The organism is Bdellovibrio sp. ZFWA1, from assembly GCF_056175665.1.
The window spans coordinates 37,859-51,441 of the sequence record NZ_JBJKJH010000004.1 but is presented as its reverse complement, the minus strand read 5'-3'; the positions used below and the strand labels follow the sequence as shown (position 1 = coordinate 51,441).

The following is a 13,583-nucleotide window of genomic DNA, read 5'->3' as shown; positions in this document are numbered from 1 at the left end:
ATCAAGCAAGCTTCGTTGGCGCGGATCTAGATGCCAGAACAAGGGGGGATTGAGATACTTTTTTCAACGGGGCGATTGCCTCGGCTGTCGATAATTATGTACTTGGCTCGAATAGTAACCCCTTTAATTTCACATTTTTTTAAAAGTAGGTTTTCGTCTCCGCCATCGGCAAAGTTTTCTCGAACTTCGTGAATATCATTAGCAAGGGCTCGGCAGGCGTCGTAGACATCACTTTCGTAGCAATACGTCTTCGTACGATCGTCAAACAGGCTATCAACGAACTTAGAGGTCTCTTCGATGACATTGCCTTCACGATTAAGATAGGTTGTTTTTATAACGGTTTTAATCTCGGCATGAGAGATTGATGAAACAGACAATATCAAGGAAGCCAGAACTGTAACTTTCATGCGATAGACCCTCCCCAGAGCTAAGGGGGTGATACCAAAAATAAGGCCCCGCGACAAGGGGCTTCATGATCTTAACAAAGTCTTGAAGTTGCTAGACCTTTGCGAGGGGATCGTTTATGACTTAGAAATGCTTGCAAGTCCTCAAATTCAAAAAGAAATTCAAAGAAGACGCACATTTGCGATTATTTCTCACCCTGATGCTGGTAAAACCACGCTGACAGAAAAACTTTTATACCATGGTGGCGTTATTCACGAAACTGGGGAAGTTAAAGGAAAGTCGGGCACCAAGGCGGTGACTTCGGACTGGATGGAGCTTGAGCGCCAAAAAGGGATCTCGATCACCTCATCGGTCATGACGTTTGACTACAATCAGCTTCGTGTGAATCTTCTGGATACACCGGGACACAAAGACTTCTCTGAAGATACTTATCGTGTTTTGATGGCCGTGGATTCAGCCTGCATGTTGATTGACGTTGCCAAGGGTGTGGAAGAGCGGACGAAGAAACTTTATGAAGTTTGTCGTCTTCGTAGTATTCCTATTTTTACTTTTGTGAACAAGTTAGACCGGGAAGGTAAAGACCCTCTGACATTGATTGATGAAGTCGAAAAAACTTTGAATATGCAATGCTATCCAGTGACTTGGCCTTTAGGGATAGGTCAGCGTTTCAAAGGGATTTACAATCGCATCTCAAAAGAAATCACGATCTACGATCAACGCCGTGAAGAGGTTGAGGAAGTCACTGTTTTTCCTTTTGAAAAAGGGAAAGATGACGAGATTCTTTATAAACATCTTGATAAAGAATCCGCGGACCAAGTTCTTGAAGAACTTGATCTGATCGAGGGCGCTTTGCCGCCTTTTGATGTGGGCGCTTTCTTAGCAGGTGAACTTTCTCCAGTGACTTTTGGTTCTGCGAAACAGAACTTCGGTGTAGATACTTTCCTTAATTTTTTCTGTGAATATGCGCCAGGGCCTCAGCCTCGTCGGACGAAAGACGAAAAAGAGATGGACCCTTGCGATAATACTTTCTCGGGCTTTGTATTTAAAATTCAAGCCAACATGGACCGTCGTCACCGCGATCGCATCGCCTTCATTCGTATTTGTTCTGGAAAGTTTGAACGTGGCATGAAGGTGAAGCACTCTCGTCACGATAAAGAGTTACGTCTGGCTTACTCGAGTCAGTTCGTAGCTGCGGATAAAGAAACTGTCGATGTGGCCTATGCAGGCGACATTGTCGGTGTTGGTGATACGGGTAATTTCGCCATCGGTGACTGCGTTTTCACTTCTGGAAAAGTGATCTTTGAAGATATCCCTAAATTTGCTCCGGAACTATTTGGACAGCTAAAGGTTCGCGATGCTTTGAAGCGTATCAAGCTACAAGAAGCTGTGAAGCATCTGTCTGAAGAAGGGGCAATTCAGGTTTTCTTTGACCCTGTGATGGGGCCGCAAGAGGCGATCATTGGTGCGGTCGGGGAACTTCAGTTTGAAGTGCTATTGCACCGTCTACAGGACGAGTACAATTTGGATGCGACTTTGAACCGATTGCCATTCTCTGTGGCGCGCTGGCCGCGCACCAAAGACGGTAAGCCGGTCTCTGATCTCAAGGGTGGGGCGCGATTCTACCGCGACATGATAGATCAGCCCGTTGTCTTGGTGAATCAAGAGTGGGATCTGAATTGGTTGATTCGTGAGAATCCAGAAATTGAATTCCATACGAGTATTTCAAGAGCGCGCTAATGCTGGCCTTAGAAATCAACGAACTAAAAAAGAGTTTTGGAAAAGCTGATGCCGTTAAAGGGATCAGCTTTTCAGTAAAGGCTGGAGAGATATTTGGACTCTTAGGTCCCAATGGCGCTGGGAAAACGACCACAATCAACATCATCACAAGTCTTGAATCTCCAACCAGCGGAGCTGTGAAAGTTTTTGGTTATGATGTTGTTCAAACCCCTCAATTAGCTAAACGCCAACTTGGGGTTGTTCATCAAGAAATTATCAACTCTGGTTTTTTTTGATGTCGAAGAAATTCTAGAATTCCAATCGGGCTATTATGGTCTTCGCCGTAACAAAGAGCGCATTGATTATGTGTTACATAAGCTTTCCTTGTTCGAGCACAAAAAAAAGAAGGTCAAGCAGCTCTCGGGCGGAATGAAAAGACGTCTGATGATTGCAAAGGCCTTGGTTCACAATCCAAAACTTTTGCTTTTAGATGAGCCAACTGCTGGAGTTGATATCAAACTTCGTGAAGACCTCTGGAATTTTGTGCGTGAGCTTCAAGCAGAGGGTATGAGTATACTTCTGACAACCCATTATTTAGAGGAAGCCGAGGAGCTTTGTCATCGAGTGGGGATTTTAAATAAAGGTCGTATCGAGTGCATCGGTGAAACTCAAGAGATCGTTCAGCGATTCACTCAAAAGTCCGTATTGGTGCAACTTCGCTCGGATAGAAAAATTCAATCGACATTTTTGCAAAAACAAGAGTCTCGAGCCTGTTATTTTTTAGTTTCAGCGGACTGTTCTTTGGGGACTTTGCTGGAAGAAGCGCAAATTCCATTGGCTGATATTGAAGATGTAAAAATAGAAGAGGGGCGTTTGGAAGAAGCCTTTTTGCGAGTCCTAGGGGAGCGCCTATGATTGCTTTTTGGACCTTATTTGTGCGGGAACTCAGTCGCTTTTCAAAAGTGCTTATTCAAACAGTGGTGACCCCGTTTATCAGCAGCTTTCTTTATTTGTTGGTTTTTGGGGTTTCTTTAGGGCAGCACATTCAAGAGGTGCAAGGTGTGCCCTATTTGGTATTTCTAATTCCAGGGCTTATGATGATGGGGCTTATGAATAATGCTTTTCAAAACTCGTCTTCGTCTATTGTCTCGTCGAAGTTTTCAGGAGATCTAGAGGACTTGCGAGTGGTGCCGATCACGAATCAACAGATTATCTGGGCTCTAAGTCTGGGGGGGCTTGTGCGCGGTTGCATCGTTGCCTTGATCACTTTGTTTGTCGGCGGTCTATTTTATTATATTCAAACCAATGAGTTTATTCAAATCGCACACCCATGGGCGATGGTGTTTTTTATGACAATATCTGGTTTGTTGTTTAGTCAAATCGGTATTTCGGTGGCCTTTTGGGCAAAGACCTTTGATCAGCTTTCAGCATTTTCCGCTTTTGTTTTATTGCCATTAACTTATTTGGGGGGCGTCTTCGTTTCGATTCAGCAGCTTCATCCTTTCTGGCAAGAAGTCTCGAAATGGAATCCGCTGCTATATCTTATCAATGGCCTTCGCTATGGCATGTTGGGAGTGAGCGACGTCGATCTTTTTCAATCGATCTGGGTGTCGCTCATCGGGTTAGGCTTGTTCTATGCCATCGCTTTTTGGAGCGTTAAAAAGGGCTCGTTTCAGCGCTGGTGATTATTTAAACTCAGTTATCTTCCTAGGTTGCAAAGATTTTTGTAGTACTTAAAGAGTGTTTGTGCAATGGCGCTGATTTCTTCGTCGTCAACGTTAAAGATTGCGACTTCACGATAAAATCCTACATCGACAAAGTTAGAGATTATATTGGGGGCTAAAAATTTTCCAGTTTTTGCTATGTATACAACCTCTGCGTTTGTTTTTCTTGGCTGGTTCGAATCGTAAACAGTAAATGTGATATCGCCGTTAAGTTCGAATCTGAATTTTTTCAGTAAAACTACATGTTGTTCAGTTCTACCGGCTCGTATATTGATTAAAGGTAGGCGATTGAACTGAAGATTCGAGACAAGCTTCATAGCTAAAAGATAGTTTTCGGCGGGCTCGCCGGTCGAGCTTCCAAGCGCCATACCTAAATTTTTCCCCCTATAGAAGCGATCGCCTTGGTATTCTTCGATGTCGGCCTGAAAGCCTCTTAAGACTTCAGGGGTATTTTTAAACTGCATTTTTCTTGGTTTTACTAATTCCGACCACAGGCCTGTCTTGTGGAATACATGCTTTGAAAAGGACTCTAAAAGATCTTTGTCGGACGTCTTTAAGACTTGGTAGTTCGTGAATTCAACTTTATCTTGAATCCAAGGGTTATGGCTTCCATTGCGGGGGTCATGGCTAATTTTCTCGACGGGTATTGAACCTCTAATTAAATTTAGCATATTTCTTATTTGATCTTGATTTACAGTTGTAGCTTCGGCTTCTCCAAAACGAGTCAGGTAAAAAAGCAAGCGCTGTGTTCTAGACAGGGACCAGCATCCGCCAAGGGTTGCCGGGCCGGAGCGAAAACTCCAGTTGTTTACAGGGATATGACGTTCGCTACTGAAGGCTTTTTCCTTGTTAATATAGTTAAATACAGCCCATTGATTGGGAATGAAGTTGCAGCGTAAGTTTGTTACTAGCGAGTCGTTGATAATAGGTTCGCCTCTTATTTTTTGGATTTTTGTCTGTGTTTGGCCTTGAATAGGGCTTAATATTAAGAGGCCTAAAATAGGGAGTAATAAAAACTTCATAAGAAACTCCTAGCAAGAACGTCATCTGCTTAAAGGGAACATGGGGTGATGCTGTTACAAATCTGAAGCCATGAGTTATTCGACCCTTATTCGATTTAGGCTGTTCAGTTTGTTTACAGTGACAAAATAAGTTTCAAAGAAAATTGCAATGGGTTAAATTGTTCTGAAATTTCAGAGCTTTATGGGGTGGAACGCAGCGCTACTTGTTGAAGTCTTCTTTGTCATTTGCGGGGCGATAAGGTAGTTATAGCCTTCTTAGGAGACAAGATGTTCGAAAACTTATCAGATAAGTTCATGGCCAGTCTTAAGAAATTAAAAGGCCAGAGTAAGATAACGGAAGCCAATATTGAAGAGGTTGTTAAAGAAATTCGTCTTCATTTATTGGAAGCTGACGTTAATTTTAAAGTTGTTAAGAACTTTATTGATCGAGTAAAGGCGAAAGCTTTAGGGCAGGATGTTTTAACAAACGTTAATCCTGGTCAGATGTTCGTAAAAATCGTTAATGACGAGCTTGTGGCAACCCTGGGTGGGGAAAAAGTTGATATTAATTGCCGAGAAAATCCGTCTGTGATTTTTTTGGTAGGTCTTCAAGGTGCTGGTAAAACAACGACTGCTGCAAAGTTATCTTTGTATATTCGTCAAAAATTAGGGAAGAAGCCGGGGTTGGTTCCTGCCGATATTTATCGCCCGGCGGCGATTGATCAGCTTCATACTTTGGCAAAGCAAAACAACATTCCAGCATATCCCACTCAAGCAGGAATGAAGCCTGAAGTTATTTTAGAGAACGCGAAAGCATGGGCTAAAGAGAACATGGTCGATGTGGTCATCGTAGATACTGCAGGTCGATTGCAGATTGATGATGAGTTGATGTCAGAGTTGGGTCGTCTGAAAGAGATTTGGAAACCTCAAGAAATTCTTCTGGTCGCCGATGCCATGCTTGGTCAGCAATCAGTGAATGTGGCTGAAGGGTTTCATCAGCGTCTTCAGTTGACGGGTTTGGTGCTTACTAAAGTAGACGGGGATGCTCGAGGTGGGGCGGCTCTTTCTATTCGAGAAGTCACAGGGATCCCAATTAAATTTCTGGGTGTTGGCGAGAAAGTGGCGGCGCTCGAAGTTTTCCATCCGGATCGCCTGGCTGGACGTATTTTAGATATGGGTGACGTCTTGAGTTTGGTCGAGAAGGCTCAGGAAGTTATTGATGAGAAGCAGGCCATGGATTCTGCAAAGCGCCTTATGCGCAACGAATTCACTTTGGATGATTTCCTAGCTCAGATTCAGCAACTAAAAAAATTGGGTGGTTTTGAGTCTATTATGAAATTTTTGCCAGGCATGGGCGAGCTATCTAAGCAAATGAAGAGCATGGCTCCGCCGGATGCAGAGATGAAGAAAATCGAAGCCATTATTCGTTCGATGACTTTGGCTGAAAGGGCTGATCATCGCATTTTGAATGGCTCTAGGCGTCAAAGAATTGCGAAGGGGAGTGGAACTCAGGTTTCTGATGTAAACCGCCTGATTAAGCAGTTTGAAGACGCGAAGAAGATGATGGGCGGCCTCATGAAAATGGGTATGGGCCGTGGGGGAATGAAATTTCCCTTTTGATTATTTTTAATAGCTTGCATTTTCTGAGACTTGCAAGTAAACCAATGGACTTTGTAGTAACTAAAAGAGGTTATATTCAATGGCAGTAGTAATTCGTTTGGCTAGAACAGGTGCTAAGCACGCTCCAAAATTCCGTATCACAGTGGCAGATTCTCGCCGTTATGTGACTGGCAAATTCCTTGATGTATTGGGTGTTTATATCCCAACTCCAAAGGGTCAAGACGTAAAAGTTAAGATGAACCTTGAGAAATACAATGAATGGGTTTCTAAAGGCGCACAACCAACTGATCGCGTTAAGCACGTAGTTAAATTAGCTCAGTCAGGCAAATAATTTTCCTTGGCATTTTAGTCAAATGCGATAAACTATCGAATATCGCATTTGATTCTTTAACTCGCTAATGGGGGAAAAATGGATAACTTGAAAGACCTTGTAGAGTTTATGGCGAAGTCTCTTGTGGACAGTCCCGATAAAGTAGAAGTGGATGAGGTCCCAGGCCAACAAACGACTCTTCTAGCTTTGAAGGTTGATAAAGAAGACCTAGGTAAAGTTATCGGTAAGCAGGGTAAAACCGCTGCAGCGATGAGAACTATCATTCGCGCGGCTGGTACCAAGCTAAGCAAGCGCTATCATTTAGATATCGTTGAATAGTTTTGTCTTAGATCTTATCTGACTACTTTAAGAAGGCGCAGCTGCGAAGCTGTGCCTTTTTTATTTCTTTTTTCCAAAACTACCAGCAAAACTGGAAAAATTCTTAAAAATCTATTATTTACACATTTTACTCAAAGTAGAATGAAGGAATAGCTGTATGCAAATTGTTGGAAAAGTTCGAGAAGCCCATGGTCTTAAAGGAGATCTTTACATCCATATCCCATCCGGAGATGTTTCGTGGATGGCGCGCCTTCAGAAGTTTTATTTAAAAACAAAAGTTCAAGAACTAGATGAAGTTCAAACTTATACTGTTCAAAAACTGAAGCCATTTAAAACAGGTCTTCTTGTTAAGGCAGAAGAAATCAATGATCGCAATGCTTCAGAAGCGTTGAAAGCTTTTGAGTTTTTAATTGATGATGAGCTGTTGGTCTCTAAAGAGGGTGAAACGATTTATTTGGGTGAAATCAAAAACTTCAAATTGAAAAACTCTAATCAGGATCTTTTGGGTGAGATCACTGGTTTTGGATCAAACGGTGCTCAAGATCTTTTGATTGTAAAAACAGTAAAGGGTAAGACGGCCGAAGTTCCATTTGTTGAGGCCTTTATTAAGCGTATCGACTTTAAACAAGAGACAGTCGTTATGGAACTTCCTGAAGGCTTATTGGATCTTGATGAAGTTTAGTGTTGTAACTGTCTTTCCTGAATTGATTGAAAGCACTCTTCAATACGGAGTGCTTTCGCAGGCCTTGGCTACGGGGTTGATTTCCATCGAAACTTGCAACCCGCGGAGTTTTTCGCAAGACAAACATCGTACAGTGGACGATCGACCTTTTGGAGGCGGAGACGGCATGGTGATGTTGGCCGAGACCTTAAAGGCGGCGATAAACTCGGTGAAAACAGAAAAATCTTATGTGATTTATTTATCACCGCAGGGTCCAGCGCTGACACAGGATAAAGTTCGAAACTTGGCAGGGCTGGGCCGCTCACTTGTTTTAGTCTGTGGTCGCTATGGTGGAATTGATCAGCGGGTCATTAATGACTGCATCGATGAGGAGCTTTCTATAGGGGACTATGTTCTATCGGGTGGCGAGCTTGGTGCTTTGGTGGTTATTGATGCTGTTTCTAGATGGGTTCCTGGGGTCTTGGGGCATTCAGAAAGTGCGGCAAGTGATAGCTTTTCGAATGGTTTGTTGGAAGCTCCTCAGTACAGTCGTCCCCGAGAGTTTGAAGGTGTGATGACGCCAGAAGTTTTATTGTCGGGAAATCATGCTAAAATTGAAGAGTGGCGATTCAAAGTATCTTTGTTGGTCACTCTAAAGAAAAGACCTGATTTATTTTGGAAGTACGTTAATAATTGGACCCCTGAATCTAAGAAGCAGCGACCCATCTTAGAGCAGCTAAAAGTTTTCGCCGATCAGTTGTCTTTGGAAGAGTGGAGAGCTTTAGGCCTTAACAGAGAAGAACTGAACTGGAAGCCTTAATGGAAAATCACAACGAACAATCAAGCAGTGTTTATGTCCCCAAACTCGCGATTGGATTGGTTCACTATCCAATATTTGATCGACTTAAGAAGGTCGTTGCCACGAATGTGACGAACTTTGATATTCACGATATAGCTCGTGCGGCGACGGTTTACGGGGTCGATAGGTACTATATTATCCATCCATCTCATGAGCAGCAGGCCTTTGTTCATCGTGTTCTTGATCATTGGAGAACAGGGCAAGGGGCTAAATTCAACCCTAAAAGAAAGACGGCTTTAGAGAATGTCTTTACGGCGGACTCTGTCGAGGCTGCGGTTAAAGATTGGGGCTATCCGGACTGCCTGAAGGTCGCAACCCATGCCCGAAAGTTGGAAGGAGCAGATTATTACACCTTTCCTGACTTACGCAACGCGATACATGTTGAAAAAAAGCCCTGTTTTCTGATATTTGGAACTGGTTTTGGACTTACAGATGACTTTATGAAGTCCTGTACAGGGGTTTTAGAAGGTATCCGGGGTGCTCCCCCTGCCGATTATCGCCACCTTTCTGTGCGGTCAGCCGTAAGTATCTGTCTTGACCGCGTCATGGGTCCGTGGTAGACCCTTGCTTTACGTTTATTGAACTGAAGCAAAATTATAGATTTGTAAATTTAAGTTAAAAGGATTCGACTATGGCAAAAGCAGAAGTAAAAGAGACAAACCTCATCCGCCGTGTAAGTGTTAAACCTGCAAACAAAAGCATCCAATCTTTTGATGTTGGTGACACTGTGAATGTATTCGTTAAAGTTAAAGAAGGTGAAAAAGAGCGTGTTCAGGCCTACAAAGGTCTTGTAATTAAAGTACAAGGTGCTGGCGCTGCAAAATCTTTCACTGTTCGCAAAATGTCTTCAGGTGTAGGCGTTGAAAGAACATTCCCATTCTCTTCTCCTGCTATCGAGCGCGTTGAAACTTTGACTAAAGGTAAAGTTCGCCGTTCTAAACTTTACTTCTTGCGTGGTCTTGAAGGTAAAGCTGCAAAAATCCAGTCTGAGCTGGTTACAGCGAAAGACGCTGAGTAATTTGCAAATATATTTTTCAGTTCTAAAAAACCGGATGTCAGTGGCATCCGGTTTTTTTATTTGTCCAACGGTCTTTGATGCGTCTATAGTTTTGCAGTCCTTGATACAGAGAGAAAAAATATGATTCTAGGCAAAGATAAGCCAACAAAAGAAAAAAAAGCAAAAGCTCATTATGACCTTATCGATTGGAAGCAGTTCGGTCCAGAGCCTGTAATTGGAGTCGATGAAGTAGGGCGGGGTTGCCTTGCTGGGCCAGTGTATGCTGCTGCTGTGATTTTTAAGTCAGACGTTTTGTCTGACTTAGTAACCGATTCAAAACTACTTTCCGAAAAACGTCGCGAGGAATTACATGATTTAATTTTAAAAGAGCATCAAGTTGGAATCGGTTATGCAACACCTGAAGAAATCGACGAGTTGAATATTTTGAATGCGGCATTGTTAGCAATGAAGCGAGCTGTTGAAAAATTAGGTGTTGAGAATTCAGGTCATGTCTTGGTTGATGGAAATAAAAAAATTCCAGACTTAATGGGTTTTGAACAAACAACGATAGTGAAGGGAGACCTTCGTGTTGCTCCTATTTCTGCGGCTTCGATAGTAGCTAAGGTTACCCGTGATCGCTTAATGAAAGAACTCGGCAAGGAGTTTCCTCATTATGGCTTCGAAGTTCACAAAGGTTATTGTACGGCCCTTCACAAGGCGGGAATTGAAAAGTATGGCCCCTGCATTCAGCATCGAAAAAGTTTCGCAGGAGTTAAAGAGCACTGCTAGTTTTATTGAAACAAAGTCGAAAAATAGAGATAAGGCTCCTCACCTTGTAAAAGGGCGTTGGGCTGAAGATCAAGCCCTGAGCTATTTCATAGATCGGGGCTTTGTTTTATGGGCTCGTAACTTTCGGACTCCTTTTGCTGAAGTCGATCTTGTTTTCGAAAAAGATGATGTATTGATGTTGGTAGAGGTGAAGTTTTTAAGTGATTGGGAACAAATTCCTCATCGCGTTCATCCAAGGCAGTTGGCAAGATTCAAGCGAGCCTCCACATTTTTATTGAACGAGTTGGGCTATTCCGAGCTGCAAATATGCTGGGCTTTTGTTTTAAAGAATGGGCAGGTCTTCATTATTGATGACGGTTATTAAGAGCCTACGGCACAATAAAGTGATGAAGAATATATATATCTATTTTGTAGTTACATTCTTGATCTCCTCCGCTGGTCATGGTGCGGATTTACGTCAGTTTGTCTCAGATTGTGCATGGGGAACGATTGGCGGTGCTGTGGCCGGTGTTGTTTCGATGGCGGTAACTGACAAGCCATCCAAGCATACGAGAAATATAGCGATGGGGGCCAGCCTGGGACTGTACGCCGGAATTGGTTTTGGATTGTATCGAATACAAACCGAGTCGGGACGTTACAATGAGTACGTCCAGGTTGGGGTAGCGAAGTTTGATGACAAAGACAGCTACGGATTAACCTTGCACGGCAGTTTTTAACTAGAAGCCAAATGCATCCAATGTTTCCGGTGGTAGCGGTGCTTTAGGGACCCCATCAAAAGTGAATTCAAAGTTAATTTTAAGGCGAGTATCGCCCCCAGTCACCTGTTCATGGATGAATGTGATCAGCCAGCAGTCACCTGGTGGTTTTAGTTGGGCAATATAGGCCCACGATTTCACTCTTTTAGCAAACCTAGTTTCGTCCGTATTAACGGCATCATAAACGAATTTACCCATCAAATTAATGTAGTTTGAAATAAAGCCGGTAGAGTAGGTGTAGTCCTCGATACGGTCAGCATCTTTTGCGGGCTCTCCTGGGGTGATTTTATATTGCCGAGTTAGGGCAACTTGAAAAAACTGACCATAGTCATTTGTAAAGCGAACGCGAGACGACGCAGAGGTGACGTTTTGATATGGGTAGTAATTAAAATTCGAATACGTCTGAAATTTATCAGCTCGAATACTTAAAGAGGCCGCCAGATCTGACCAAGGCTGCTTGTTCGCATCGGCCTTTGAGTCTGCATGGGCATCAAATGACTGACTCAAACGAAGGTAGCCCCATTGTCTATACTCGGGCTTTCCACTAAGCCAACGCTTTTGGATAAGCTTATTGGTGACAGCAAAGGTCACCAGGTTGCGGTCGTAGATCCGATCATTGTAATCGAATTGAAGACCAAAATCAGAACCTAGGTCTCCATCGCTGATATTGTCTTTAGAGGCAATAGGTGGCTCGGTTTGGGTTGAGAACCCAAAGAAGGGGTGGCTTTTGTGGTCAATGAGGGGAATTGAGGTATAAGTCACCTCGGGTATGATCTCGTGTTTCCAGCGCTCGGCCGTGGGATTTTCTTGGTCGCCAAAAATTTTACTAAAGCTAGCTCGGCTAGAGACTTCGGTGCGCAGAGTACGGCGGATATTTGCTTTTTCTCCGACAGAAAAGGCATAGTGCGTTTCGCGGTAAGTAGCTTTGGGGACGATGTCAAAGCCGTCAACCAACGAGATCGGATAGGAAATCGACGGGCGAATGTCGAAGCGTTGTCCAGTTCGAATAAGATCGACTCCAGGATCGTATTTTCCATCTTCTTGTAGTTGGCAGTTGGCCGTATTTTCATAGTTGCCTACCGCACCACAGTTGTTTCTTACGTAGCGAATTCGACGACCATTCGAGGTCACCGGACCGTTTAAGTCATCGTAGGCTTTCGAACTTCGTGCAAAGTTTGTGTAGTTTAGATCCAAATTATAATAAAGACCCGAGTTTTTTATCTGGCGCGGGGTTTGTGAATAACGAAGCTCGGGGAGTCGATGAACGGCATCATCGTTGCCGTTCAAGGGATTGGTGTGCAGCATATTAATATAATATGAGCTGTCGATCATCCATTGTTCGTTGTCGGTGTTCTTAGTCCAAGAAACTCGATTTTCCATTGCCGAGTCACCATGGTTCCGCGTTTCGGTGGTGAAGTCTGTTGGATATTGAAGGTCGCTGGCATTATTTAAAGACATGCGGTGAACGGTGTTGTCGGGAAGTTCGTAAAGGTGTTGGTAGCGCAAATACCAACGATCCCAAGATTTACTATTTTTTAAATTCGAAAATTGCTCGACTCGATCATCTTGGGGAAAGACGCGATCTTTCAGATGAGCAAAGTTAAGCTCTCCATAAGAATTTTCAGAAAGAAGATAGCGATACTCAATATGATTTTTAATTCCCCGTTTTTCGTAGGATTGAAAAGTGTAGGTCAGATCCGTATTGCGAGAAATGGCCCAGAAGTACGGCAAAGAGACAGAAAGACCCCCTTTGGTTGAGGTTTCAAGTGAAGGGGTTAGTAATCCTGACTGACGATCCGACTTAAGAGGAACGATCAGATAGGGGAACCATAAAACGGGAAGACCTCCAACCTTAAGGATCGAGTTTTTTATATAAGCATAGCCTCCAAGCTCTGCTCTAATAGAGTTGCCCGTAAAAGACCAAGCGGCGGGGCAGGTTGTGCACGTCGTGTACTCGGCGTTAGCAACGAAGTACTCGTCAGGGCCGATTTTTTGAAGAATAGAACCGTCAAATATCACAGATCCTGCCTGAACGAAGCCATCGTATATAAGGCCTGTATTGCTTTCGTAATCCATGACAATCCGGCTGCCGCCAATCGTGTTTTTGGCAGAGACGATGGAGACATTTCCCTTTAAGTCGATTCTTTTAGAGCGAAGACGAATTTCCGCTTCATCTGCTTTCAGGTGGTCGCCGTTGTACACAATCTGAACATGGCCATTAAGGCGAACAATCTCTTGTTCGTTGTCTCGATCCATCGAGTCTGAGCTAATCAGGAGGCCCTGGATTTTGGCAGTGGGCTCAAAGGCTGCATCGGCAGCAACGAGCTGGAATGGGAAGCATAGAAGTAAAGCTAAGATGAGGATAAAACTTCGGGTCATAATTATGAGTCTAATCATAGGGTCTTTG

17 protein-coding genes are annotated in these 13,583 nt (G+C 43.4%); 14 read left to right on the top strand and 3 right to left on the bottom strand.

The genetic code is table 11. The annotated features are described in order from the left end of the window. Window positions 1-26 precede the first annotated feature (26 nt). Complete coding sequence (locus tag AC04MN_RS14990; protein ID WP_475384025.1) at window positions 27-407, bottom strand: hypothetical protein; 381 nt, start codon at window positions 405-407, stop codon at window positions 27-29. Between the two features lie 127 nt (window positions 408-534). Here AC04MN_RS14990 and AC04MN_RS14985 point away from each other — a divergent pair, with 127 nt between their 5' ends. The 4 genes from AC04MN_RS14985 to AC04MN_RS14970 are packed head-to-tail and all read left to right on the top strand — an operon-like array spanning window position 535 to window position 3,806. Next, on the top strand, window positions 535-2,142 hold the full coding sequence (locus AC04MN_RS14985) for a peptide chain release factor 3 (RefSeq protein ID WP_475384146.1): 1,608 nt from the start codon (window positions 535-537) through the stop codon (window positions 2,140-2,142). Then, a complete protein-coding gene (locus AC04MN_RS14980) occupies window positions 2,142-2,417 on the top strand; it encodes an ATP-binding cassette domain-containing protein (protein ID WP_475384024.1) in 276 nt (91 codons plus the stop codon). Before AC04MN_RS14985 ends, AC04MN_RS14980 begins: the two co-directional genes overlap by 1 nt. Beyond that, window positions 2,374-3,036: an ABC transporter ATP-binding protein gene (locus tag AC04MN_RS14975; protein ID WP_475384023.1), complete on the top strand. Its 663-nt coding sequence runs from the start codon at window positions 2,374-2,376 to the stop codon at window positions 3,034-3,036. The genes AC04MN_RS14980 and AC04MN_RS14975 overlap by 44 nt, the downstream gene beginning before the upstream one ends. Beyond that, entirely contained in the window at window positions 3,033-3,806 is a 774-nt protein-coding gene (locus tag AC04MN_RS14970) for an ABC transporter permease (RefSeq protein ID WP_475384022.1), read from the top strand. Before AC04MN_RS14975 ends, AC04MN_RS14970 begins: the two co-directional genes overlap by 4 nt. Window positions 3,807-3,820: 14 nt before the next feature. Here the strand turns inward: AC04MN_RS14970 and AC04MN_RS14965 are convergent, their stop codons facing one another. Next, entirely contained in the window at window positions 3,821-4,867 is a 1,047-nt protein-coding gene (locus AC04MN_RS14965) for a hypothetical protein (protein ID WP_475384021.1), read from the bottom strand. A gap of 267 nt (window positions 4,868-5,134) precedes the next feature. Here AC04MN_RS14965 and ffh point away from each other — a divergent pair, with 267 nt between their 5' ends. The 10 genes from ffh (at window position 5,135) to AC04MN_RS14915 (ending at window position 11,137) form a co-directional block, all read left to right on the top strand. Further along, window positions 5,135-6,466 carry a signal recognition particle protein gene (gene ffh / locus AC04MN_RS14960; RefSeq protein WP_475384020.1) on the top strand — a complete coding sequence of 444 codons (1,332 nt, stop codon included), beginning with the start codon at window positions 5,135-5,137 and terminating at the stop codon, window positions 6,464-6,466. Between the two features lie 79 nt (window positions 6,467-6,545). Then, window positions 6,546-6,797, top strand: a complete 252-nt coding sequence (rpsP, locus tag AC04MN_RS14955) for a 30S ribosomal protein S16 (protein ID WP_475384019.1) — start codon at window positions 6,546-6,548, stop codon at window positions 6,795-6,797. Window positions 6,798-6,875: 78 nt separating this feature from the next. Continuing rightward, a complete protein-coding gene (locus AC04MN_RS14950) occupies window positions 6,876-7,115 on the top strand; it encodes a KH domain-containing protein (protein ID WP_475384018.1) in 240 nt (79 codons plus the stop codon). Between the two features lie 157 nt (window positions 7,116-7,272). Then, a complete protein-coding gene (rimM, locus tag AC04MN_RS14945) occupies window positions 7,273-7,797 on the top strand; it encodes a ribosome maturation factor RimM (RefSeq protein ID WP_475384017.1) in 525 nt (174 codons plus the stop codon). Continuing rightward, window positions 7,787-8,596, top strand: coding sequence for a tRNA (guanosine(37)-N1)-methyltransferase TrmD (gene trmD / locus AC04MN_RS14940; RefSeq protein WP_475384016.1), 810 nt, complete (start codon window positions 7,787-7,789; stop codon window positions 8,594-8,596). Before rimM ends, trmD begins: the two co-directional genes overlap by 11 nt. Then, a complete protein-coding gene (locus AC04MN_RS14935) occupies window positions 8,596-9,195 on the top strand; it encodes an RNA methyltransferase (protein WP_475384015.1) in 600 nt (199 codons plus the stop codon). The genes trmD and AC04MN_RS14935 overlap by 1 nt, the downstream gene beginning before the upstream one ends. Window positions 9,196-9,266: 71 nt before the next feature. Next, a complete protein-coding gene (gene rplS, locus AC04MN_RS14930; protein WP_475384014.1) occupies window positions 9,267-9,653 on the top strand; it encodes a 50S ribosomal protein L19 in 387 nt (128 codons plus the stop codon). A gap of 120 nt (window positions 9,654-9,773) precedes the next feature. Beyond that, a complete protein-coding gene (locus tag AC04MN_RS14925; RefSeq protein ID WP_475384013.1) occupies window positions 9,774-10,421 on the top strand; it encodes a ribonuclease HII in 648 nt (215 codons plus the stop codon). After that, window positions 10,366-10,785 (top strand): YraN family protein, encoded by a 420-nt coding sequence (locus AC04MN_RS14920; protein ID WP_475384012.1) that lies wholly within the window; start codon window positions 10,366-10,368, stop codon window positions 10,783-10,785. The genes AC04MN_RS14925 and AC04MN_RS14920 overlap by 56 nt, the downstream gene beginning before the upstream one ends. Next, window positions 10,751-11,137 (top strand): hypothetical protein, encoded by a 387-nt coding sequence (locus tag AC04MN_RS14915; protein WP_475384011.1) that lies wholly within the window; start codon window positions 10,751-10,753, stop codon window positions 11,135-11,137. The genes AC04MN_RS14920 and AC04MN_RS14915 overlap by 35 nt, the downstream gene beginning before the upstream one ends. On the opposite strand, the gene AC04MN_RS14910 is transcribed toward AC04MN_RS14915, so the two are convergent. Next, complete coding sequence (locus AC04MN_RS14910) at window positions 11,138-13,555, bottom strand: LPS-assembly protein LptD (protein ID WP_475384010.1); 2,418 nt, start codon at window positions 13,553-13,555, stop codon at window positions 11,138-11,140. Window positions 13,556-13,583: the final 28 nt, after the last annotated feature.

Excerpts from the sequence above, each read along its gene's own strand:
- AC04MN_RS14990 (WP_475384025.1), bottom strand. The coding sequence starts at position 407 with ATGAAAGTTACAGTTCTGGCTTCCTTGATATTGTCTGTTTCATCAATC.
- AC04MN_RS14985 (WP_475384146.1), top strand. The coding sequence starts at position 535 with ATGCTTGCAAGTCCTCAAATTCAAAAAGAAATTCAAAGAAGACGCACA.
- AC04MN_RS14980 (WP_475384024.1), top strand. The coding sequence starts at position 2,142 with ATGCTGGCCTTAGAAATCAACGAACTAAAAAAGAGTTTTGGAAAAGCT.
- AC04MN_RS14970 (WP_475384022.1), top strand. The coding sequence starts at position 3,033 with ATGATTGCTTTTTGGACCTTATTTGTGCGGGAACTCAGTCGCTTTTCA.
- AC04MN_RS14965 (WP_475384021.1), bottom strand. The coding sequence starts at position 4,867 with ATGAAGTTTTTATTACTCCCTATTTTAGGCCTCTTAATATTAAGCCCT.
- ffh (WP_475384020.1), top strand. The coding sequence starts at position 5,135 with ATGTTCGAAAACTTATCAGATAAGTTCATGGCCAGTCTTAAGAAATTA.
- rpsP (WP_475384019.1), top strand. The coding sequence starts at position 6,546 with ATGGCAGTAGTAATTCGTTTGGCTAGAACAGGTGCTAAGCACGCTCCA.
- AC04MN_RS14950 (WP_475384018.1), top strand. The coding sequence starts at position 6,876 with ATGGATAACTTGAAAGACCTTGTAGAGTTTATGGCGAAGTCTCTTGTG.
- rimM (WP_475384017.1), top strand. The coding sequence starts at position 7,273 with ATGCAAATTGTTGGAAAAGTTCGAGAAGCCCATGGTCTTAAAGGAGAT.
- trmD (WP_475384016.1), top strand. The coding sequence starts at position 7,787 with ATGAAGTTTAGTGTTGTAACTGTCTTTCCTGAATTGATTGAAAGCACT.
- AC04MN_RS14935 (WP_475384015.1), top strand. The coding sequence starts at position 8,596 with ATGGAAAATCACAACGAACAATCAAGCAGTGTTTATGTCCCCAAACTC.
- rplS (WP_475384014.1), top strand. The coding sequence starts at position 9,267 with ATGGCAAAAGCAGAAGTAAAAGAGACAAACCTCATCCGCCGTGTAAGT.
- AC04MN_RS14925 (WP_475384013.1), top strand. The coding sequence starts at position 9,774 with ATGATTCTAGGCAAAGATAAGCCAACAAAAGAAAAAAAAGCAAAAGCT.
- AC04MN_RS14920 (WP_475384012.1), top strand. The coding sequence starts at position 10,366 with ATGGCCCCTGCATTCAGCATCGAAAAAGTTTCGCAGGAGTTAAAGAGC.
- AC04MN_RS14915 (WP_475384011.1), top strand. The coding sequence starts at position 10,751 with ATGGGCAGGTCTTCATTATTGATGACGGTTATTAAGAGCCTACGGCAC.
- AC04MN_RS14910 (WP_475384010.1), bottom strand. The coding sequence starts at position 13,555 with ATGACCCGAAGTTTTATCCTCATCTTAGCTTTACTTCTATGCTTCCCA.